This window comes from Sphingomonas sp. PL20, from assembly GCF_017875905.1.
GTDB lineage: Bacteria > Pseudomonadota > Alphaproteobacteria > Sphingomonadales > Sphingomonadaceae > Sphingomonas > Sphingomonas echinoides.
The window spans coordinates 1,867,941-1,887,690 of sequence record NZ_JAGINH010000002.1; the positions used below are offsets into that span (position 1 = coordinate 1,867,941).

22 protein-coding genes and 1 tRNA gene are annotated in these 19,750 nt (G+C 65.0%); 12 read left to right on the forward strand and 11 right to left on the reverse strand.

Annotation, left to right across the window (positions count from 1 at the left end; all coding sequences use genetic code 11):
• Nucleotides 1-134: 134 nt before the first annotated feature.
• On the forward strand, nt 135-395 hold the full coding sequence (locus tag H4W01_RS08500) for a type II toxin-antitoxin system ParD family antitoxin (protein ID WP_209610675.1): 261 nt from the start codon (nt 135-137) through the stop codon (nt 393-395).
• Nucleotides 295-675 carry a type II toxin-antitoxin system RelE/ParE family toxin gene (locus H4W01_RS08505; protein WP_209610676.1) on the forward strand — a complete coding sequence of 127 codons (381 nt, stop codon included), beginning with the start codon at nt 295-297 and terminating at the stop codon, nt 673-675. Before H4W01_RS08500 ends, H4W01_RS08505 begins: the two co-directional genes overlap by 101 nt.
• Here H4W01_RS08505 and cmk read toward each other — a convergent pair.
• Genes cmk through aroA form a run of 3 tightly spaced genes read right to left on the reverse strand, consistent with a single transcriptional unit; the run spans nt 672 to nt 2,892 of the window.
• Complete coding sequence (cmk, locus tag H4W01_RS08510) at nt 672-1,301, reverse strand: (d)CMP kinase (protein ID WP_209610677.1); 630 nt, start codon at nt 1,299-1,301, stop codon at nt 672-674. The genes H4W01_RS08505 and cmk overlap by 4 nt on opposite strands.
• Nucleotides 1,298-1,546, reverse strand: a complete 249-nt coding sequence (locus tag H4W01_RS08515; protein ID WP_010402712.1) for a CBU_0592 family membrane protein — start codon at nt 1,544-1,546, stop codon at nt 1,298-1,300. The genes cmk and H4W01_RS08515 overlap by 4 nt, the downstream gene beginning before the upstream one ends.
• Entirely contained in the window at nt 1,543-2,892 is a 1,350-nt protein-coding gene (aroA, locus tag H4W01_RS08520; RefSeq protein WP_209610678.1) for a 3-phosphoshikimate 1-carboxyvinyltransferase, read from the reverse strand. The genes H4W01_RS08515 and aroA overlap by 4 nt, the downstream gene beginning before the upstream one ends.
• 108 nt (nt 2,893-3,000) lie before the next feature.
• On the opposite strand from aroA, the gene H4W01_RS08525 reads away from it, so the two are divergent.
• Nucleotides 3,001-3,318 carry a TIGR02300 family protein gene (locus H4W01_RS08525; RefSeq protein ID WP_010402715.1) on the forward strand — a complete coding sequence of 106 codons (318 nt, stop codon included), beginning with the start codon at nt 3,001-3,003 and terminating at the stop codon, nt 3,316-3,318.
• A 127-nt stretch (nt 3,319-3,445) separates the two neighbouring features.
• Nucleotides 3,446-3,521: transfer RNA gene (locus H4W01_RS08530), tRNA-Ala, on the forward strand.
• A gap of 27 nt (nt 3,522-3,548) precedes the next feature.
• Here the strand turns inward: H4W01_RS08530 and H4W01_RS08535 are convergent.
• Entirely contained in the window at nt 3,549-4,532 is a 984-nt protein-coding gene (locus H4W01_RS08535) for a zinc-dependent alcohol dehydrogenase family protein (RefSeq protein WP_209610679.1), read from the reverse strand.
• A gap of 285 nt (nt 4,533-4,817) precedes the next feature.
• Here H4W01_RS08535 and guaB point away from each other — a divergent pair, with 285 nt between their 5' ends.
• From guaB to H4W01_RS08555, 4 genes are all read left to right on the forward strand, one after another.
• Nucleotides 4,818-6,275: an IMP dehydrogenase gene (guaB, locus tag H4W01_RS08540; RefSeq protein WP_209610680.1), complete on the forward strand. Its 1,458-nt coding sequence runs from the start codon at nt 4,818-4,820 to the stop codon at nt 6,273-6,275.
• 122 nt (nt 6,276-6,397) lie between these two features.
• Nucleotides 6,398-7,570: an RsmB/NOP family class I SAM-dependent RNA methyltransferase gene (locus H4W01_RS08545; protein ID WP_209610681.1), complete on the forward strand. Its 1,173-nt coding sequence runs from the start codon at nt 6,398-6,400 to the stop codon at nt 7,568-7,570.
• Nucleotides 7,571-7,604: 34 nt separating this feature from the next.
• The gene (locus tag H4W01_RS08550; protein WP_209610682.1) at nt 7,605-8,111 is read left to right on the forward strand and encodes a tetratricopeptide repeat protein; all 507 of its coding nucleotides are present in this window, start codon (nt 7,605-7,607) and stop codon (nt 8,109-8,111) included.
• Between the two features lie 118 nt (nt 8,112-8,229).
• Complete coding sequence (locus tag H4W01_RS08555; protein ID WP_209610683.1) at nt 8,230-8,442, forward strand: DUF4287 domain-containing protein; 213 nt, start codon at nt 8,230-8,232, stop codon at nt 8,440-8,442.
• 69 nt (nt 8,443-8,511) lie between these two features.
• On the opposite strand, the gene rsmA is transcribed toward H4W01_RS08555, so the two are convergent.
• From rsmA to H4W01_RS08575, 4 genes are all read right to left on the reverse strand, one after another.
• Nucleotides 8,512-9,354, reverse strand: coding sequence for a 16S rRNA (adenine(1518)-N(6)/adenine(1519)-N(6))-dimethyltransferase RsmA (rsmA, locus tag H4W01_RS08560; protein ID WP_209610684.1), 843 nt, complete (start codon nt 9,352-9,354; stop codon nt 8,512-8,514).
• Nucleotides 9,351-10,346 (reverse strand): 4-hydroxythreonine-4-phosphate dehydrogenase PdxA, encoded by a 996-nt coding sequence (gene pdxA, locus H4W01_RS08565; protein ID WP_209610685.1) that lies wholly within the window; start codon nt 10,344-10,346, stop codon nt 9,351-9,353. The genes rsmA and pdxA overlap by 4 nt, the downstream gene beginning before the upstream one ends.
• Nucleotides 10,347-10,362: 16 nt before the next feature.
• Entirely contained in the window at nt 10,363-11,766 is a 1,404-nt protein-coding gene (locus H4W01_RS08570; RefSeq protein WP_010402726.1) for a peptidylprolyl isomerase, read from the reverse strand.
• A 92-nt stretch (nt 11,767-11,858) separates the two neighbouring features.
• Nucleotides 11,859-14,096, reverse strand: a complete 2,238-nt coding sequence (locus H4W01_RS08575) for an LPS-assembly protein LptD (protein WP_209610686.1) — start codon at nt 14,094-14,096, stop codon at nt 11,859-11,861.
• 196 nt (nt 14,097-14,292) lie between these two features.
• On the opposite strand from H4W01_RS08575, the gene H4W01_RS08580 reads away from it, so the two are divergent.
• From H4W01_RS08580 to H4W01_RS08595, 4 genes are all read left to right on the forward strand, one after another.
• Nucleotides 14,293-15,768: a leucyl aminopeptidase gene (locus tag H4W01_RS08580; protein ID WP_209610687.1), complete on the forward strand. Its 1,476-nt coding sequence runs from the start codon at nt 14,293-14,295 to the stop codon at nt 15,766-15,768.
• Nucleotides 15,769-15,890: 122 nt separating this feature from the next.
• Nucleotides 15,891-16,331 (forward strand): DNA polymerase III subunit chi, encoded by a 441-nt coding sequence (locus H4W01_RS08585; protein WP_209610688.1) that lies wholly within the window; start codon nt 15,891-15,893, stop codon nt 16,329-16,331.
• Nucleotides 16,332-16,409: 78 nt separating this feature from the next.
• The gene (gene ndk, locus H4W01_RS08590) at nt 16,410-16,832 is read left to right on the forward strand and encodes a nucleoside-diphosphate kinase (protein ID WP_209610689.1); all 423 of its coding nucleotides are present in this window, start codon (nt 16,410-16,412) and stop codon (nt 16,830-16,832) included.
• Nucleotides 16,833-16,851: 19 nt separating this feature from the next.
• On the forward strand, nt 16,852-17,382 hold the full coding sequence (locus tag H4W01_RS08595; protein ID WP_334685208.1) for a GNAT family N-acetyltransferase: 531 nt from the start codon (nt 16,852-16,854) through the stop codon (nt 17,380-17,382).
• Here H4W01_RS08595 and H4W01_RS08600 read toward each other — a convergent pair.
• Genes H4W01_RS08600 through purM form a run of 3 tightly spaced genes read right to left on the reverse strand, consistent with a single transcriptional unit; the run spans nt 17,360 to nt 19,722 of the window.
• Nucleotides 17,360-18,010 (reverse strand): hypothetical protein, encoded by a 651-nt coding sequence (locus H4W01_RS08600; protein ID WP_334685209.1) that lies wholly within the window; start codon nt 18,008-18,010, stop codon nt 17,360-17,362. The genes H4W01_RS08595 and H4W01_RS08600 overlap by 23 nt on opposite strands.
• 8 nt (nt 18,011-18,018) lie before the next feature.
• On the reverse strand, nt 18,019-18,573 hold the full coding sequence (purN, locus tag H4W01_RS08605; RefSeq protein ID WP_209610692.1) for a phosphoribosylglycinamide formyltransferase: 555 nt from the start codon (nt 18,571-18,573) through the stop codon (nt 18,019-18,021).
• 39 nt (nt 18,574-18,612) lie between these two features.
• Nucleotides 18,613-19,722, reverse strand: coding sequence for a phosphoribosylformylglycinamidine cyclo-ligase (purM, locus tag H4W01_RS08610; protein WP_209610693.1), 1,110 nt, complete (start codon nt 19,720-19,722; stop codon nt 18,613-18,615).
• Nucleotides 19,723-19,750: the final 28 nt, after the last annotated feature.

Consider the following 19,750-nt stretch of genomic DNA (forward strand, 5'->3'; position numbering starts at 1 on the left):
CGCCGCCCTTCGGCCTGGCCCATTTTCGCTTGAAGCTGGGGCGCAAATGATCTCGATCCCGCGCCGTACACCGCACGCCACGCACAGCTTGACAATCTTTGCCAAAAACCTAGCGTGAAGGCAGGAGACGGCGCATGGCTACGATGAATATCTCTCTGCCCGATACGATGAAGGATTGGGTCGAAGCGCAAACCGTGGATGGCCGCTACGGCAACAGCAGTGACGTTGTAAGAGACCTGATCCGACGCGAACAAATCCGCCTCGAAAAAATCGAAAACATACAGCGTTTGATCGATGACGGCATTGCGAGCGGAATTTGCGACCAGAGTGTTGAAGACATCATGGCGGAGGCCCGTCGGGAATTTCTCGAGCGGCAGACCATCACGGGTGCATAGGCTATCGAGAGAAGCGCGGATCGATTTCAAGGCCATTTATACGCGCAGCGCCGAGCTTTTTGGCATTCAGCAGGCAGATGCGTATGCAGACGGTTTGCTCAGGACTTTCAGGTTCCTCGCAGAGCATCCGAGAGCTGCGCGAGAACGCCTGGAAACGCGACCGCCCATTCGGGCTTTCGCCTATAAATCACATCTGATCCTTTACGTACTTGAAGATCACGACATTGTAATTCTGCGGATTCGCCACGTGCACGAGGATTGGCTTTCCAATCCGGTTTAACGGACGGTCGTGCGCCGCGCCTCCACAATCGCGATCGCGCGCTGCACGCTGGCTTCGATCGAGAGGAAGCTGGTGTCGAGCAACGCCGCATCGTTGGCGGGAACCAGCGGGGCGTTGGAGCGGGTGGAATCGCGCAAGTCGCGCGCGCGAATGTCTGCCAGCACCTTGTCGAGGCTGATCGTCGAGCCGTGCGCGCGCAGCTCGGCATGGCGGCGCTTCGCGCGGATATTGGGGGTTGCGCGGATGAACAGCTTCGCGTCGGCATCGGGGGCGATCACCGTGCCGATGTCGCGGCCATCGAGCACTGCCCCGCCGGGTTGATAGGCGAAGCGCTTCTGCCGGTGAAACAACGCCGCACGCACCAGCGGATGCGCCGACACCACCGAGGCGAGCGAACCGATCGCGTCGCTGCGCAGGATCGGGTCGTCGAGCAGCGCCTCGTCAAAATCGCACGCGGCGACCGCGTCGGCCTCGATCGCGCCGTCCAGTTCCAGCCGCGCAACGTTCGCGGCGACGGCGCGATACAGCAGCCCGGTGTCGAGATGCGGCAGGCCATAATGCTGGGCGAGCGCCCGCGCGATCGTGCCCTTGCCGGAGGCGGCGGGACCATCGACAGCAATAATCATCGGCGAACACTCAAAGTACGTACCAATCCAAGGAGCGCGATCACCGCCCAGGCCAATTCGAGGGCGAGCGCGGGGAGGTTGTAGTTGACCATCAACGATATCGCCAGCAGCGATGCGCCAAGAAAATTCAGACCGTTCGACAGAAGGTTGGGCGCGGCATTTCGCAGCGTTTGATACGCGAAGCCGGCGAGAATGGTCAGGGCACCCACAAAGCCGATGATATCGGCCGCATGCGAATCGATCACCGGGCGTCGCCCTGCAATTGCCGGATCTGCGAGAAGAACGCGGGGTAACTGGTCGCGACCGGGCTCGCATCGTCGAGCGTCAGCGCGGCACCGGCATTGGTTTTGCGGCAATGGAGCGCCGCCACCGCCATGCTCATCGCAATACGGTGATCGAGCAAGGTCGCCACCGTGCCCCCGCCGGGGAGGGGATCGCCGCCGCTACCGTCGATGATCATGCCGTCCTCGACCTCTTCGACGCGCGCGCCAATCACGCCGAGCGCGGCGGCCATTGCGGAAATGCGGTCCGATTCCTTGACGCGCAATTCGTCGGCCCCGCGTGCGATCGTCCGCCCGGAGGCGTAGGCGGCCGCGACGAACAGCACAGGATATTCATCGATCATGCTCGGGGCGAGATCGGGCGGGATTTCGATGCCGGTGAGTGCGGCATGGCGCACGCGCAAATCGGCGACGGGCTCGCCACCAACCTCGCGCCGGTCGAGTTCCTCGATGCTGGCACCCATCATGCGGAGCGCCGTGAAGAGACCCGCGCGGGTGGGGTTGAGGCCGACATTTTCGACGACGATGTCCGAGCCCGGCACGATCGTCGCCGCGACGACCAGGAAGGCGGCGGAGGAGGGGTCGCCGGGAACGACGATCTCCTGAGGAAGCAGTTCAGCCTCCCCCGTGATCGCGATGATTCGACCTTGCGGTGATGGCTCGACCGTCACCTTCGCGCCGAAGCCGCGCAGCATCCGCTCGCTATGGTCGCGGGTCGCGACGGGCTCGATCACGCGCGTGATCCCCGGCGTGTTGAGCCCGGCCAGCAACACCGCCGACTTCACTTGCGCCGAGGCGACGGGCAGGGTGTAGGTGATCGGAATGGCGGGGCAGATCCCGCGCAGCATCAGCGGCAGCCGTCCGCCGGGGCTCGACGTGAACTCCGCGCCCATTTGCGACAGCGGCGTGATCACGCGGCCCATCGGACGCTTCGACAAAGAGGCATCGCCAATAAAGGTGGCGATGATCGGATGGCTGGCGACCAGCCCCATCAAAAGCCGCGTCGAAGTTCCGGAATTGCCCATGTCGAGCGCGTTCGCCGGTTGCAGCAAGCCGCCGACGCCGACACCGTCGATCGTCCACACGCCGTCATCACCCCGGACGATGCTTGCGCCCATCGCGCGCAGCGCGGCGGCGGTGGCGAGGACGTCCTCGCCCTCCAGCAGGCCGGTGACCCGGCTGGTGCCGACCGCGAGCGCCGAAAACATCAGCGAGCGGTGGCTGATCGATTTGTCGCCCGGCACGCGGACGCGGCCGGTGAGCGGACCGGAAGGTTGGATTTCAAGCGGAGCGGGTGTAGGATGTGCCATCGGCCCCGCGCTTTGACAGTGCGCTTGCGCTATGGCAAGGCGCGCCCCACTTTGCGGCGTCGCGGTCGCAAGATCTCATTATCATCTTGAAGAAGGTCAACTCGGCATATGATCCAGCCGGAATGGGGCACGAAGCGTACGTGCCCGAAATGCGCCACCCGTTTTTATGACCTGGGCAAGGACGATCCCGTGACGTGCATCAATTGCGGTGCGCATTGGGAACCGGAGCCGATCCTGAAGTCGAAGCAGCCGCTGCCGTTCGAGCAGGCCAAGCCCGAGTTGATCAAGAAGGACGACGATCTCGCCGGTGACGACGAGGATCTGGACACCGGTGAAGACGAAGAGCCCTCGCCCGACGACGAGGTCGATCTCGGCGGTGATGACGATCTCGGCGTGGAAGCGCCGACCAATGACGACGATCATTGATTTTCACGTGTAATCGATGATTTTTTTGGCAAGCGGCGCATTGGCCGCTTGCCAAGGGCGCGCCGCCTCGGTAGGGGCGACGCCTTCCCGCTGAAGGGCCGGTTTAACGGACCTTCAAAAACGAGATGGGGCCGTAGCTCAGCTGGGAGAGCGTTCGCATGGCATGCGAAAGGTCAGGGGTTCGATCCCCCTCGGCTCCACCATTTTCCGTATACATTCTGAATGGCGTGTCACGGGACCAGAACCGCGGCACCGTCGAAGCGGCCATGCCGCAAATCGTCCAATGCCGTATTGGCGTTTTGGAGCGGGTAGACCGTGGTCCTTACGGCGATCCCGATTTTGGGGACGAGGCCGAGGAACTCGATTCCATCCTGCCGCGTGAGATTGGCGACCGAGACGAGTTGCAGTTCTTCCCAGAGAATGTCGTAGGGGAAGCTCGGGATATCGCTCATATGGATCCCGGCGCACACCACACGGCCACCTTTGCGGACCGCCTTTAGCGCCATCGGTACAAGATCCCCGACCGTCGCGTAAATGATCGCGGCGTCCAGCCTCTCCCGCGGGCTTTCATCCGAGCCACCCGCCCACACTACCCCCAGGCTTCGCGCAAAGTCCTGCGTGCGGGTGTCGCCTGGCCGGGTGAAGGCGTAGACCGCGCGTCCCTGCCATTTGGCGACTTGCGCGACGATATGTCCAGCGGCACCAAAACCGTAGATCCCGAGGCGCTTGCCGTCGCCCGCGATCTTGAGCGACCGCCAGCCGATCAGCCCAGCGCACAGGAGCGGTGCCAAGGACACGTCGCTACCTGTTTCTCCAAGCGGGAAGGCAAAACGCGCATCGGCGACCACCGACGTCGCAAACCCGCCATCGCGGGTATATCCGGTAAATTGCGGTGCATCGCACAGGTTTTCGCGCTGCTCCTGGCAATAGGGGCACACGCCGCAGGTGTGGCCAAGCCACGGGATGCCGACCCGTTCCCCGATCTGCAAGCCTGCAACGCCCGCGCCGATCGCGTCGATGCGGCCGACGATCTCATGGCCGGGGATGATCGGCGATTTCGAGTCGGGCAATTCGCCATCGACAACGTGCAAATCCGTGCGGCAAACCCCGCAGGCGAGCACCTTTACCCGGACCTCGCCGGGGCCGGGCGCACGATCGGGCAGTTCGGTCCATTCAAGCGGCGTTCCCGGGCGGTTCAGTACCATTGCCTTCATGGGTCGCATGCTCCTTGCACGGGTGTTTTGGGTCTGCCCTGGACGGGCGCAGGTTCGTGATCGTTCAAACGAGAATTCCGACGATAACGGGCTAGGAGCCCGTCGGGAGGGTCGGATATTACGCACGCCTTTCGCCGGTCTGGGCCGTGAGCCGACCGGTCGCGATGGAGTGCGCAGTCCCGGTCTGTCGCATCACATCCCTCCACACCCCTAGCGTATCGGCGGGTCGGCGTTTACATGGACCGCCACGACTCGCTCCCCACTACGCGCAGGACACGGCATCTCATGGACATTCGACTCGGCTTAACTTTCGACGATGTCCTGTTGGTGCCCGCCGAATCGGACATCGTCCCCAGCCAGACCAACACCGCCACGCGCGTGACGCGCGGCATTTCGCTCGACATTCCGATCCTGTCCTCGGCGATGGACACCGTCACCGAAGCCGACATGGCGATCGTCATGGCGCAATTGGGCGGCATCGGCGTGCTCCACCGCAATCTCGAAGTCGACGAACAGGTCGCTGCGGTGCGCGCGGTGAAGCGCTTCGAAAGCGGTATGGTGGTCAACCCGATCACGATCACGCCCTCGGCGACGCTGGCCGAAGCGCAGGCCCTGATGCTGCGCAACCGCATCAGCGGCATCCCGGTGGTCGAGGCCGATGGCAAATTGGTCGGTATTCTTACCAACCGCGATGTGCGTTTTGCCGAAAACCCGCTGCAGCCGGTGTCGGAACTGATGACGCACGAGAACCTTGCCACCGTTTCGACGGGCGTCGGCAAGGAAGAGGCGCGGCGCCTGCTGCATCAGCGCCGGATCGAGAAATTGCTGGTGGTCGACGAGCAATATCGCTGCGTCGGGCTGATCACCGTCAAGGATATCGAGAAAGCCGTCACCTATCCCAATGCGACCAAGGATGCCGCCGGGCGCTTGCGCGTCGCCGCCGCGACCACGGTTGGCGACAAGGGCTTTGCGCGGACCGAGGCACTGGTCGATGCCGAGCTCGATCTGGTGGTGATCGACACCGCGCACGGCCATAATCGCGACGTTGCGCGCGCGGTCGAGCGGGTGAAGAAGCTGAGCAATTCGGTGCAGGTGATCGCGGGCAACGTGGCCACCGCCGAGGCAACGCGCGCACTGATCGATGCCGGCGCGGATGGCATCAAGGTGGGCATCGGGCCGGGCTCGATCTGCACCACGCGCGTCGTCGCAGGTGTCGGCGTGCCGCAATTGACCGCAGTGATGGATTGCGCCGAAATCGGGCTGAAGGCAGGCGTGCCGGTGATCGCCGATGGGGGCCTGCGTACCTCGGGCGACCTCGCCAAGGCGCTGGCGGCGGGGGCATCGGCGTGCATGATCGGATCGCTGCTGGCGGGCACCGAGGAAGCGCCGGGCGAGACTTTCCTGTACCAGGGCCGGGCCTACAAATCCTATCGCGGCATGGGCTCGGTCGGCGCGATGGGGCGCGGTTCGGCCGATCGCTATTTCCAGGGCGACATCAAGGACCAGATGAAGCTGGTGCCCGAGGGCATTGAAGGCCAGGTGGCGTTCAAGGGCCCGGCCAAGGACGTGATCCATCAGCTCGTCGGCGGGATTCGCGCGGCGATGGGCTATACCGGCTCGGCCACGCTCGAAGATTTGCAGGCGCGCGCGCGCTTTGTGCAGATTACGGGTGCCGGCTTGAAGGAAAGCCACGTGCACGACGTTGATATTACGCGCGAAGCGCCGAATTACCCGACGCGCTGATTTTTCTCCCTCTCCCCGCGTGCGGGGAGAGGGCTGGGGAGAGGGGCCGTGTTGCGCCACCTTCCCGTTGCGTCCCCCTCTCCCCGACCCTCTCCCCTGAAGGGGAGAGGGAGAAAGATGCCATGACCCCATCTGCCCGCACCCAAGCCGCGATCGAACTGCTCGACCAGATCATCGCGGGCGCACGCGATTCGGGGGCGGCGGCGGATACGATCGTCGCGCGCTACTTTGCGACGCGGCGGTATGCCGGATCGAAGGATCGGCGCGCGGTGCGCGAATTGGTCTATGCCGCGATCCGGGCACTGGGCGAACGTCCGGCCTCGGGCCGCGCGGCGCTGCTGGCGCTGGCCAAGGCGGACCCGGAACTGGCCGCGACCTTTGACGGCGTCGGCCACGGCCCGGCGGTGATCGGACCGAGCGAAACCCCGGCCAAGACCGGTATCGCGCCCAACTGGATCCTCGATCGCTTGCGCCAATCGGGGCTCGACGATTCCGAATTTCCGGCGTTGATCGACCGCGCGCCGCTCGACGCGCGGATCAACCGGGCGATCGACGAACTCATCGAGATCGAGGGCGCGGAGCCGATTGCCGGGCTGGCCGACGGGTTGCGCCTGCCCTCGGGCACGCAAGTCGAACAACTCCCCGCTTATAATCATGGCGCGATCGAGGTGCAGGATGCGGGCAGCCAGTTCGTCACGCTCGCCGCGCGCGCGCAAGCCGGGCAGCGGATCGTCGATCTGTGCGCGGGGGCGGGCGGCAAGACGCTGGCGCTGGCGGCGGCGATGGGCGGGCAGGGCGTGGTGCTCGCCACCGATACCGACCGTGCGCGCTTGTCCCGTCTCGCTCCGCGCGCCGAACGCGCGCGCGCCGGGATCATCGAGACGCGGCTGCTCAATCCGGGGCGTGAAGTCGAAATGCTCGACGATTGGCAGAACAGCGCCGATTGCGTGCTGATCGATGCGCCATGCTCGGGCACCGGCACCTGGCGACGCAACCCCGAGGCACGCTGGCGGCTGACCCCCGACCGGATCGAACGGCTGGTCGAGACGCAGCGCCATGTCCTCGAAGTCGGTGCCACACTGGTCAAGCCCGGCGGTGCCCTTGTCTACATCGTCTGTTCGCTGCTCGATGAAGAAGGGGCGGGGCAAGTTGCGACGTTCCTCGCGGCCAATCCGGGGTGGCGGGCGCAGCCGCTCGATCTGGGCGCAGGACGCGCGCAGGGTGCGGGCACGCGGCTGACACCAGCGCATGATGCAACCGACGGGTTTTTTGTCGCGCGATTGCAACACGCGTGATAGCTCTGTCGCCGTGCCAAAGCTGGAGTATCTCATGCGCTATACGTCTGTCGCCGTCGCCGCTGCGCTGACGCTGCTCACCGTTGCGACTGCGGTGCAGGGGCAGCGCGGTGAGGATACGATCGATGGCCGATCGATGGCGCTGCTCGCGCGCGGCCGTGCGCTGCAAGCGGCGGGCAATCTTGATGCCGCGACCGATACGCTGGAAAGCGCACTGGCGGTCGACCCGCGCAATCGCGGTGCATTCGTGACGCTGGCCGAAGTTGCCCAAACCCGTGGTTTGCCGGGCAAGGCGATCCGCCTGTATCGGGAAGCGCTGTCGCTCGATCCCAATGACGTGGCGGCGCTCAGCGGGCAGGGCGAGGCGCTGGTCGCCAAGGGTGCCGTTGCACGCGCGCGCGACAATCTGGCGCGGATCAAGACGGTGTGCGCCAAGCGCGCCTGCCCGGAAATCGCGGCGCTTTCCGCGTCGATCGCCAAGGGGCCGCCCGTGGTGACGGCTGCTGCGGCGGTTGCTGCGTCTGCTGCCAAGAAGGACTGAGCGCCGTGCTTCGCCTTTGCGTCTGTTCTTTCAGGTAATGTCGAGCAATCCGGGCTCGCGTTGACAATAGAGTGCGCTTTTGTGATCCTTCGCCATCACTCAGCGAAGACAATTCCCTATGAGCGCAGACAAGATCAAAGGTCCGGCCTCCTATTTTCCTTCGATCGAGAAGACCTACGGTCGGCCGATTTCGGAGTGGAAATATCTGGTTCGCGCGGCACTGCCTGCGAAACATATGGAGCTCGTCGCCTTACTGAAGGAACAGCACGGCATGGGGCACGGCCATGCCAATGCAATTGTCGCGCATACCCTTGCCGAGGGCGATCGCTGAGGCGGTTCCTGGTGGGGATTTGCCGACGGCGCTGTGTGTCCCGACTGATCCTCCCTGTGCAGGGGAGGATTAGCTGAGCGCGCGGGCGAGGGCGACAAACTCCGCGACGCTGACGGTTTCGGCGCGGCGCATGGGGTCGATGCCGACTTCCTCCAGCGCCTCAATCGCTCCGACGACGCTTTTGAGGCTTTGGCGCAGCATCTTGCGCCGTTGCCCGAACGCCGCTGCCGTCAGCCGCTCCAGCGTTGCAAAGCGCACGCCTTCGGGCGCATCTGCGGGCACGATATGCACCACCGCCGACATCACCTTGGGCGGCGGAGTGAAGGCCGAGCGATGCACCGGCATCGCCAGCGTGGCGCGCGACCGCCACTGCGCGAGCACCGCAAGCCGCCCATAGGCCTCGCCATCGGTCGGCGCGACGATGCGATCGGCGACCTCGCGCTGGAACATCAAGGTCAGGCTCTGCCACCACGGTGCCCATTCCGCCGACAGCCAGCGCACCAGCAACGCCGTGCCGATATTGTACGGCAGGTTTGAGGCGATATGCGGCTTGCCCTCGAACAGCGACGCAGCGTCGATTTCCAAGGCGTCGCCCTCGATCACGCGCAGCTTGCCCGGAAACGCCTCGCCCAGTTCAGCGAGCGCAGGGATACAGCGATGGTCGCGCTCGATCGCGGTGACGCGTGCGCCCGCCGCCAGCAAGGCGCGGGTCAGGCCGCCGGGGCCGGGGCCAATCTCCAGCACCTCGGCGTCGTTCAAGTCGCCGGGAATGCGCGCGATCCGCGCCAACAATTGCGCGTCGAGCAGGAAGTTCTGCCCCAGCGCCTTGCTCGCATTCAGGCCATAACGCGCGATGACGTCGCGTAGCGGGGGCAGGTCGGGGCGTGGTGGTACCAAAACGGTCTGGCTCACGCGTCGGCGGCGGCGCGGCGATCGGCGGCCTCGCCCGCCAGCCGGATCGCGGCGATCGTCGCGCCGGGCTCGGCAATGTTCTGGCCCGCGATGTTGAACGCAGTCCCGTGATCGGGCGACGTGCGCACGATCGGCAGCCCGAGCGTGATGTTCACGCCGGAGTCGAAATACAGCGTCTTGATCGGGATGAGCGCCTGATCGTGATAGCAGCACATCGCCGCGTCGTAGGTCGCGCGGGCACGGGCATGGAACATCGTGTCGGCAGCAAACGGCCCGGTCGCGTCGATCCCCTCGCTTTGCAGGATCTCGATTGCGGGGGCGATCAGGTCGATTTCCTCGCGACCGATCGCGCCGCTCTCGCCCGCATGGGGGTTGAAACCGGCAAAGGCGATGCGAGGCTTGAGGATCCCGAAATTGCGCATCAGCCCGCGCGCCGTCGCCCGGGCTTTCGAAACGAGCAAGTCGATCGAAAGCAGCTCGCTGACCGCAGCGAGCGGAACGTGGGTGGTAATTGGAACCACGCGCAAATCGGGGCCGGCCAGCATCATCACCGCGTTTTCGCCGGCGATGCCACAGCGTTCGGCCACGAACTCGGTCTGCCCCGGATGGTTGAAGCCGATCTTGTAGAGTTGTGCCTTCGACACCGGCCCCGTGACCAACGCGCGCGCCGCGCCCGAGCGGACCAGCCCGGCGGCAAGCTCGAGCGCACGCAGCGCACAGCGCGCGCCCTCGACATCGGGCACGCCGGGCATGATCTCGCCGCCATCCTCCACCGTCAGCACCGGCAACGCGGTCTCGAACACGCGGTTGGTGTCCTCGGGATGCGAAATCGGCTCGACCGGGCCATCCCACACCGCCGCGATCGCGCGAGCGTCACCCGTGGCGAAAAACGGCGGCAACCCTTCCGCGACGCGTTGCGCCCAGGCTTTGGCGATGATCTCGGGGCCGATCCCGGCCGGATCCCCCATCGATATGGCGAGCGGCGCGAGCATGGCGTTGATCCCCTGGTCAGCGATATTCGATGATCGCGTCGCGTCGCAAATCGCGGAGCAACTGGTTCGCACGCAGGTTCACGCGCGAATTTTCCATCGACGTTCGCACTTGCTCGACGCCCGGAATGCGCGGGCCCGTCGCTTCGTCGCGACCGCACAGCACCAGCGAGCGAATGCCATCCTTGGCCGAGCCGAATGGCGGGGTCGATTCGCCGACCTGCAGTTTCAGCATGATCTCGCGCAGCGGCCCCGGCAGATCCTTGATCCGCACCGAATCATTGTCGACCACATCGGCACCGAGCGCGGTCGCGACCTTGGCGACTTCACCGCAACCATGGATCGTCTGGCTCAATTTGGCGAATTCGGTCACGCGCGCATCGGCCTGGGCCTGCGTCGTGCCTTCGGCAAAGCGCACGCTGAGCTGCTTGAGCGTCAGCTTGGCATCCATCGGATCGGCGACGCCGACCTTGCGCGTGTCGACCAGATAGATGATCGAGAAACCGCCCGGCACCTCGATCGGGCCAGCCAGATGCTCGGGCGTCATCGACTTGATCGCCTCGACCAGCGTCGGCGGCAATTGCGACAATTGCGTTTCGCTCAGCCAGTCGAGATCGCCGTCGGTCGCGCGGGTGGTGGCGTCGGACAGGCGCGCGTAATAGCCGAACGTGTCCTCGCCCTTTTCGCGCTTCTGGATCGATCCGATGATCTGTTGCGCCTGGTTGAACACTTCCTGCGCGCGATCGGGGTCGGCCTTCAGATAGATTTCGCGGACGTGATATTCGGTCGTGCCTTGCTGCTTCTTCAGCTTCTCGATGATCGCATTGACCTCTTCGTCGCCGACATTGATGTCGACCTTGCGCCGCAAATAGCGGTTCCACGAAAGCTCGGCCTCGATCTGGCGCTTCAGCGAACGCTCGGACGAGCCGATCCCGCGCAGATAGACGCGCATCTCGGCGACCGACTTGCCGAAGTTGCGCGCGACGGTCTCATAGCTCTTGTTGATCTCGTCGGGTGCCAGCTTGACCTCGGCGGTCTTGGCCTGCTGGATCTGCAGCGTTTCGTCGATCAGCTGCCGCGCGATCAGCAGCTTGTACTGCGCCATTTCCTCGGGCGACAGCTTCAGGTCGCGCGCTGCCACCAGCAAGGCGACGCGTTGGTCGATGTCGGTGCCGGTGATCACCGCGCCGTTGACGATCGCGGTTGGCTTGCGGATGTTGGGATCGACCTTGCCGAAAATCTGCAGGTTCTTCGGAATGTCGAGCCCCACGGCGGGCGTCGCATCGTCGGGAACGGTCTGCGCGATCGAACCGCCGCTGGTCGAAACAAGCGCGACGAGCGCGGCACCGAGCGCCAGACGGCGGCCGAGCGAAGCCAGGCCGGTGGTGGTTGCGCCGGTCTTCTTGGTGATGTCAGTCTTCACGTAGTTAAAATCCCATCCCGCGCGGTCTGCGTTTCTGCTCAGCCCAACGAGCCCTTGGAAAGGTCCGTGCAACAGACCGCCTGAACCAGTGCTTAGCGGCCAAGATTTTTGAATGCCAGCGTCAACAGGAAGCTGTTGCCCGCGCGCGCGTCGCCAGTGTCCTGATAATCGCGTTTCCAGGTGACCCCGAGGCGCAGGCAATCATCCTCATATTGGAAGCCCAGGCGGTGCCGCACGGGGTCGAACCCATTGGCGAGCGACAACGGATCTTCGTTGCGGTCGGTGAGATCGATCACGGTCGAGCCGAAGACCGACCAGAATTTGGTGACCTGCACGCGCGCGCCCAAGCGCACTTCCTCGCGATCGCGCAGATCCTCAAGCGTCGGGTCGATGTTGCGGTTGAGCCTTAGATAGCCGACGAGGACATAGGTGCTGCGCGAGCCGACGCTCGCATCCACTTCGTTACGGCGAATCGCCAGGTTGCTCTTGTCGAGCCGGTAGCGATGCGTGATCGAAACGAAATCATGATAGCGGATTTCGGTACGCCCGACGATGTCGGAGACGCGCCCCGAAAGCCCTGTCCCATCCGGGAACAGCGTTTCGCGATTGTTCAGGCGGTAGCTTTGGCCGACATTTGTCGAAATCGAAAAGCCGGGCAGGTCGGCTGCCCAATCGACGCCATAGGTGAAACGCGTCGAATCCTCGAACCGGTCATAGCCCGGGAAGCGGTTCAGGGCGAACAGGTTCGAATCTTCAAGATCGACGGCGCGCGCATCTTCATTGGGCACGGCAAGATTGGTCGTCTGCGGCGACGCGACCACTTGGAAGCGTGGCGTGAGCCGCTGCGTACCGCCCAGGAAGGTGCCGATGAACGGCCACTTCACGTCGATCGCAAACGCGCCGATCGCGCGCGCGCTGATCCCTTCATTGCCGCGATAGCTCGCCACCGTCGTGGCCAGCGTGTCCTTGGCATTGTACACATCGCCGCGACCGAAGGCGGTGAACGTCACCTCCTGGCCCCATGGCGTCAATTTGCGCAGATCCCAGCGCGCGCTGGCAAAGGCGCGCTGCGTATCCTGGCCGGCCGGACGCGAAATGGCGAGGCTGTTGGCCTGCAATTCGAAGGTACCGCCCAGCAAACTGTCGGTGAAACGGTGCCGATAATCGATTTCGGGCAGCGCGATCGGTTGGAGGCCCTGCCGATCGGCGACGCGCAATGTTTGCACGTACCAGCCGGTGATCGCGAAATAGCTGTCGGTGTCGATGCGCTGCAAGCTGGCGGTGGTGCGCAGGCGGTCGTCGCGCGAAATGTCGTAGCGGCGCAGGAAGGTGCGATCGGTGGTCAGCCGCAGCGATCCGCTGAGGCTCCAATTGGGGCTGAGCTGAAACCGGCCGACGCCATCCAGATAGCCACGAAACGAATCGGGCGTGCCGGGCGGGGTGGGGGTGAGCAAATCGACGCTGCGCGGGCTCGCCGTGGCATAGCCGGTGATCGTATAGGCCCCGAGCGTATTGAGTTCCTGATACTCCGCCTTCAGCATCGGCAGTACGGCCGTGAAGAAGCGCGGCGTGATCGTCAGCCCGCGATTGGGGGCCAGGGCAAAATGATAAGGCTGCGCAAATTCGAAACCGTTCACCCGGCCATAGCGGAAGTCCGGGGTGAGCAAGCCGCTGTTATTCCCGCCTCCAACCGGGTTGGAAAAGGCGGGCAGCGGCAGCGTCGGCAAGCCAAACAGATTGATGCGCGCACCGGTATAATAAATGCGTTCGCGATCGGGGCGATACAGCACGCGCACCGCCGTGATCTTCCACGACGGTTCTTTCGGGCAGTTGCTGGAATCGGTCACGGCGCACGGCGTGTAGGCCGCATCCTCGAGCACGACGACTTCATCGAGCGAGCGCGTGCCCTTGCGGGCCGCCAGACGCCCGCCCTTTTCGAGCACCAGCAGCATATTGTCGACGACGCCGTCCTTCAGGGCGTCGGTCAGTTCGATCGAATCGCCATAAGCGGTGTCGCCGCCGGGGTTGACGACCGCGATATTGCCGCTCGCATGGACTTTCCCGGTCTTGCGGTTCCACACGACCGTGTCGGCGCGCAAGCGGTCGCCCGAGCGATACATGCGGACATCGCCCGTTGCGGTGACGATATCCTCCTTGCTGTCATATTCCAGGTTGGTCGCGGTGAACTGGACCTGGTCATCGGGCGCGCTCGGCGTGGCGGAGGGCGGCGGCGGGGTTACTGGGCGTGTCTGCAGATCCTGCGCCAACGCCGGATTGGCGAGCAGCACAGCAGGAAACACACAAGTGACAAGGAGAACGGCACGCTTCACGTCGGAACAAGCACCCTGTTGCGAGAAGGCCCCGGTTGAACCCCGGTTGCCGCTGGTCGATCCCGCCCTATCGCATCGACGCCGCTTTGCTGCAATCGTGCTGCGGTGAATTCGGCGTGCCCGCTTTGCCAGCGACGCGTCGCTGTCCTAAGAACACGCGACTCATCGCATTTTTCGTAACCGAGGCCTCCCCGTAATGCAGATCGACTTTTCCAGCGCCGCGCCCGCGTCGGCCGCCGCCATTGCCCTTCTTGTCGAAAAAGACGGGCTCGCGCGTCTCGCGACCACACTGATCGACGCCGCTGCGCTCGATCTGGTGAAGGCGGCGGCGCAGGCAAGCCGGTTCGAGGGCGAAGCGGCCGCTGTGGTGGAAACCTTCGTGGCGGATGGTGCCGGTGGCGTGCGCCGCATCCTGCTGCTCGGCACCGGCGCGGCCGGCGAGGCCGAGTATGAACGGGCAGGCGGCGCATTGACCGCGCGCTTGCTCACTTCGGGCGTTAAGACCGCGAGCGTCGATTTCGCCAGCGCCGGAGCCACGCCCAAGGCGGCTGCGCGTTTCGCAGCGGCGGCCGCGCAGCGCGGCTGGCGGCATGACGTCTATCGCACCAAGCTGCCCGAGAAATCCAAGCCGACGCTCAGCACGATCGTGCTGCACGGCGTGCCCGAGGGCACCGATGCGGCGTGGAGCAAGCAGAAGGCGCTGACCGAGGGTCTGGAGCTGACGCGCACGCTGGTGGCCGAGCCGCCAAACGTGATCTATCCCGAAACCTTCGTCGCCAAGGTGCGCGCCGAGGTCGAGGGGCTGGGCCTGGAGATCACCGTGCTGGGCGAAGCCGAGATGCGGGAACTGGGCATGGGCTCCCTGCTCGGCGTGTCGCAGGGTTCGGCCAAGCAGGCGCAGTTGCTGGCGCTCAAGTGGAATGGCGCGGGCGAGGGCGATCCCGCTCTGGCGCTGGTCGGCAAGGGCGTGACCTTCGACACTGGCGGCATTTCGCTGAAGCCCGGGCCCGGCATGGAAGACATGAAGTGGGACATGGGCGGCGCGGGCGCGGTGGTCGGCGCGATGAAGGCGCTGGCCGGGCGCAAGGCCAAGGCGAATGTCATCGGCGTGTGCGGCCTGGTCGAGAACATGCCCGATGGCGATGCGATCCGCCCGGGCGACGTGCTCACCTCCATGTCGGGCCAGACGATCGAAGTGCTCAACACCGATGCCGAAGGGCGGCTGGTCTTGTGCGACGTCATCACCTGGGTGCAGCGCACGCACCGCCCCAAGACGATCGTCGATCTCGCCACGCTGACCGGCGCGATGATCATCAGCCTGGGCAATGAACATGCCGGCTGCTTCGCCAATGACGATGCGCTGGCCGATCAATTGCTGGCCGCCGGCAAGGCGTCGGGCGACCTGTTGTGGCGCTTCCCGTTGTCGGATGCCTATAACAAGCTGATCGACAGCCCGATCGCCGACATGAAGAATGTGGGGCCGCGCGGGGCAGGGTCGATCACCGCGGCGCAGTTCATCCAGCGCTTCGTCGAGCCAGGCGTGAAATGGGCGCATCTCGACATTGCCGGGATGGTGTGGGCGGACAAGCCGGGCGCGACCTATGACAAGGGCGCGACGGGCTATGGCGTGCGCTTGCTCGACCGGTTTGTGGCGGACACGTTCGAGGGCTGAGCGCCAATTCCCCCCCCGCTGTGCGGGAGGGGTTAGGGGAGGGGTGTTTGATTATGGGCTGCGTCAAGGGTTGCGGCACTGCCCTCCCCCAGCCCCTCCCGCAAGCGGGAGGGGAGTAACAGGTGCAAGTCGATTTCTATCACCTTACGCTGCACCCGCTCGACCGCGTGCTGCCGCGCATTGCCGAGCGCGTGGTCGACGGGGGCGGGCGGTTGCTGGTGGTGGCGGAGAGCCTGGACCAGCGGGCCGCGCTCGATCGCTTGTTATGGACCTATGCCCCTGACAGTTTCCTGCCGCATGCGCAGGCCGAGGGTGAGGGGGATGCGGCGCAACCGATCCTGATTGCCGAGCAGCCGGTGGCGGCGAACACCGCGCGCAACATTGCGATTGCCGATGGCCTGTGGCGCGAGGAAGCGCTGGAGTTCGACCGCGCCTTCCATTTTTTCGACGAAGACCGCATCGGCGCGGCGCGGGTGGCGTGGAAGGCGCTGGCTGACCGTCCCGGGATCGAACGCCGCTATTGGAAGCAGAATGAAAACGGCCGCTGGGAGCAAGCCGCCTAGACTTGCATCACGATCGTCCGAAGACTAGGGACACGCGACTTTCCACATCCCATCATTCAACACAGGAGCTTCACGGTCATGGCCGCGAACCGCACGTTTTCGATCATCAAGCCCGACGCCACGCGCCGCAACCTGACGGGTGCCGTCACCAAGATGCTCGAGGAAGCCGGCCTGCGCGTCGTCGCCTCCAAGCGCATCCACATGACCCGCGAGCAGGCCGAGGGCTTTTACGCGGTGCACAAGGAACGCCCGTTCTTCGGTGAACTGGTCGAGTTCATGATTTCGGGCCCGGTCGTCGTGCAGGTGCTCGAAGGCGAGAATGCGATGCAGCGCAACCGCGACATCATGGGCGCGACCAACCCCGCCAATGCCGAGCCGGGCACGATCCGCAAGGAACTGGCCGAATCGATCGAAGCCAACACCGTGCACGGTTCGGATTCGGACGAGAATGCGGCGATCGAAATCGCCTATTTCTTCCAGCCCGAAGAAATCGTCGGCTGATCAGCGGATGCAATGGCGCGTGCGACAGGCAGGGGTGGCGGATGCCGACCTGCTGTCGCTCGTCGCCAATGCGACCTTTCTGGATACCTATGCGCCGTCTTTGGAGGGTGCCGATTTGCTCGCGCATTGTCTCAAGAACAATCGCGCTGAGGCCTTTGCGACGTGGCTCGCCGACCCCGGGACCATCGTGACCGTTGCCGAGATCGAGCCGGGCCATGCGCCGCTCGGATACGCTGTGCTGACCACCCCCCATTTTCCGATTGCGCTGGAACCGAGCGATGTCGAACTCCGCCGCATCTATGCGTTACGCCAGGCGCATGGGACCGGCCTTGGGCCTGCGCTGATGGCGCGCGCGATCGAGGATGCGACCCGGATCGGCGCGCACCGTCTATTGCTCGGCGTGTGGGAGCACAATGCCCGTGCGCGCTCTTTCTACGAACGCCACGGCTTTCGCGTGATCGGCACGCGCGAATTCCAGGTCGGCAGCGAAGTGCATATCGACCCGATCTACGCGCTGGAGCTTCCGGTCAGGATTTCGGCTTCGGCTTGACGCTGGCCCATACGGCATCGAGACGGCCTTGCGTGCCGCCGAGTTCGTGCAGGTGCAGGCTTTCCAGCTTGAGCGAACGGCCAAACGGGAAACCGCCCTCCGCCTTCCAGCCAATATCGTATATGCCGCGCGTCGTGCGTGGGGTATCGCCGTCCCAATAAGTGAGTGTGATCAGGACGGGCAGGCGGCCGGTCCTCTTTTCCGCAGCGCCATCGGTCGCTTTGAGCATTTCATGTTCGAACCAGCCGCGTTCAATCGTGTCACCGACGGTGTCCTTGCTGCCAATGCCGAGCTCGCTCGGAAAGGTGACACTCGCGTCGCGAATGGGGTGGCGGTCGTCATGCTGGAGCAGCAACGCCGCGCCGTTGGACGTCGGCACCGCGCGGATATCGAAGCGCGAGGAGTCGCGCTGCGCCTTGACAGCGGCGACCTGCTTGTCGGCCTGGTCGGCACGGTGATCGGACCAATTGAGATACAGGCTGCCACCCGCGATCAGCAATCCGGCGACGGCGATGAATTCGCCGAGGTTGATCCAGCGCCGCCGCGTTGCTGCGGCTTCGGCCTTGGCGACGGCTTCGGTCGCGGCGACCTGGAGCGCGGGGTCGTGCTGGGGCGGGGTCTTCGGCATGTCGTCGCTCATCGCGTTACGAACTCCGCTAACATTGTGGGGTAAAGACGATGCTCCGCCTTCAGGACGCGCGCGGCGAGGGTTTCGACGGTGTCGTCGGGGAGGATCGGCACTTCGGCCTGGCCCAGCACGTCGCCGCCATCGAGTTCCTCGGTGACGACATGGACCGAGCAGCCCGCCACCGCATCGCCCGCCGCGATCGCGCGGGCATGGGTGTCGAGGCCCTTATATTTGGGCAGCAGCGAGGGGTGAATATTGATGATCCGCCCGCGCCAGCGCGCGACGAAATCGTCCGACAGCAAGCGCATATAGCCGGCGAGCGCGATCACTTCGACCCCGGCGGCGCGCAGCGCGGCGTCGATCGCGGCTTCATAGTCGGCCTTGGGCATGCCCTTGGGCGATTGGGTGAAGGTGGCGAGGCCGCGCTCGCGTGCCCAGGCGATGCCGGCGGCATCGGGCTTGTCGGAGGCGACCAAAGCGACGTTATAGCCACGTGCGTGTTCGACCAGCGCCATCATGTTGGAGCCACGCCCCGAGAGCAGGATGCCGACTTTGCGGGTCACGACTCCCCTCCCGCCTGCGGGAGGGGGAGCAGGCGCGTGTCACCCATGATTGTGCGTCGCGGTCCAGGCGCTACGGCCGCCCCAGGTTTCGAGCGAGCCGGTCACGGTGCAACCGCGCACGCCGGCTTCGACCGTGCCGATGGTGAACACGGTCTCGCCCGCTGCGGTCAGCGCGGCGGTGACCGCCTCGACCTGATCGGGCGCGACCGCTGCGACCATGCCGATGCCGCAATTGAAGGTACGCGCCATTTCCTCGGGCTCGATATTGCCCTGCGCTTGCAGGAACGCCATCAACCGTGGCTGCGGCCAGGCGTCGGCGTCGATCCGCGCGTGCACGCCTGCGGGCAGAACGCGCGGTACGTTTTCGAGCAAGCCGCCGCCGGTGATATGGGCGAGGCCCTTGATGCGGCGCTCGGCCAGCAGCGGCAGCAGCGACTTCACGTAAATGCGCGTCGGTGCCATCAGCGCGTCGATCAGCAGCACGTCGGCATCGAACAAGGCCGGGCGATCGAGCTTCCAGCCCTTGTCGGCAGCCAAGCGGCGGACCAGCGAGAAACCGTTGGAATGCACGCCCGACGAAGCGAGGCCGAGCAGCACGTCGCCCGGCGCAATGTCCTGCCCGGTCAGCACGCGGGCGCGCTCGACCGCGCCGACGCAGAAGCCCGCGAGATCATAATCGTCGGCGGCGTACATGCCGGGCATTTCGGCGGTCTCGCCGCCGATCAGCGCGCAGCCCGCCTGGCGGCAGCCTTCGGCGATCGAGGCGATGACGCGTTCGGCCACGGCCGGGTCGATTTTTGCGGTGGCATAATAATCGAGGAAGAAAAGCGGTTCGGCACCCTGCACAATCAGATCGTTGGCGCACATGGCGACGAGATCGATTCCGACTCCGTCATGCGCATTGTGATCGATCGCCAGTTTCAGCTTGGTGCCGACGCCGTCATTGGCGGCGACCAGCAGGGGATCGACAAATCCCGCCGCCTTCAGATCAAAAAAGCCGCCAAAGCCGCCGAGTTCGGCATCCGCGCCCGATCGTCGGGTGGACTTGGCGAGCGGCGCAATCGCCCGGACCAGGGCATTGCCCGCTGCAATCGAGACGCCCGCTTGGGCATAGGTATAGGACGTCGCGTCCGGGTTCGTATCGCTCATGATGCCCGCCTAGCCATATCCTGCTTGG

Coding starts and splice junctions, on each gene's coding strand:
- H4W01_RS08500 (WP_209610675.1), top strand. CDS start 135: ATGGCTACGATGAATATCTCTCTGCCCGATACGATGAAGGATTGGGTC.
- H4W01_RS08505 (WP_209610676.1), top strand. CDS start 295: ATGACGGCATTGCGAGCGGAATTTGCGACCAGAGTGTTGAAGACATCA.
- cmk (WP_209610677.1), bottom strand. CDS start 1,301: ATGATTATTGCTGTCGATGGTCCCGCCGCCTCCGGCAAGGGCACGATC.
- aroA (WP_209610678.1), bottom strand. CDS start 2,892: ATGGCACATCCTACACCCGCTCCGCTTGAAATCCAACCTTCCGGTCCG.
- H4W01_RS08525 (WP_010402715.1), top strand. CDS start 3,001: ATGATCCAGCCGGAATGGGGCACGAAGCGTACGTGCCCGAAATGCGCC.
- H4W01_RS08535 (WP_209610679.1), bottom strand. CDS start 4,532: ATGAAGGCAATGGTACTGAACCGCCCGGGAACGCCGCTTGAATGGACC.
- guaB (WP_209610680.1), top strand. CDS start 4,818: ATGGACATTCGACTCGGCTTAACTTTCGACGATGTCCTGTTGGTGCCC.
- H4W01_RS08545 (WP_209610681.1), top strand. CDS start 6,398: ATGACCCCATCTGCCCGCACCCAAGCCGCGATCGAACTGCTCGACCAG.
- H4W01_RS08550 (WP_209610682.1), top strand. CDS start 7,605: ATGCGCTATACGTCTGTCGCCGTCGCCGCTGCGCTGACGCTGCTCACC.
- H4W01_RS08555 (WP_209610683.1), top strand. CDS start 8,230: ATGAGCGCAGACAAGATCAAAGGTCCGGCCTCCTATTTTCCTTCGATC.
- pdxA (WP_209610685.1), bottom strand. CDS start 10,346: ATGCTCGCGCCGCTCGCCATATCGATGGGGGATCCGGCCGGGATCGGC.
- H4W01_RS08580 (WP_209610687.1), top strand. CDS start 14,293: ATGCAGATCGACTTTTCCAGCGCCGCGCCCGCGTCGGCCGCCGCCATT.
- ndk (WP_209610689.1), top strand. CDS start 16,410: ATGGCCGCGAACCGCACGTTTTCGATCATCAAGCCCGACGCCACGCGC.
- H4W01_RS08600 (WP_334685209.1), bottom strand. CDS start 18,010: ATGCCGAAGACCCCGCCCCAGCACGACCCCGCGCTCCAGGTCGCCGCG.
- purM (WP_209610693.1), bottom strand. CDS start 19,722: ATGAGCGATACGAACCCGGACGCGACGTCCTATACCTATGCCCAAGCG.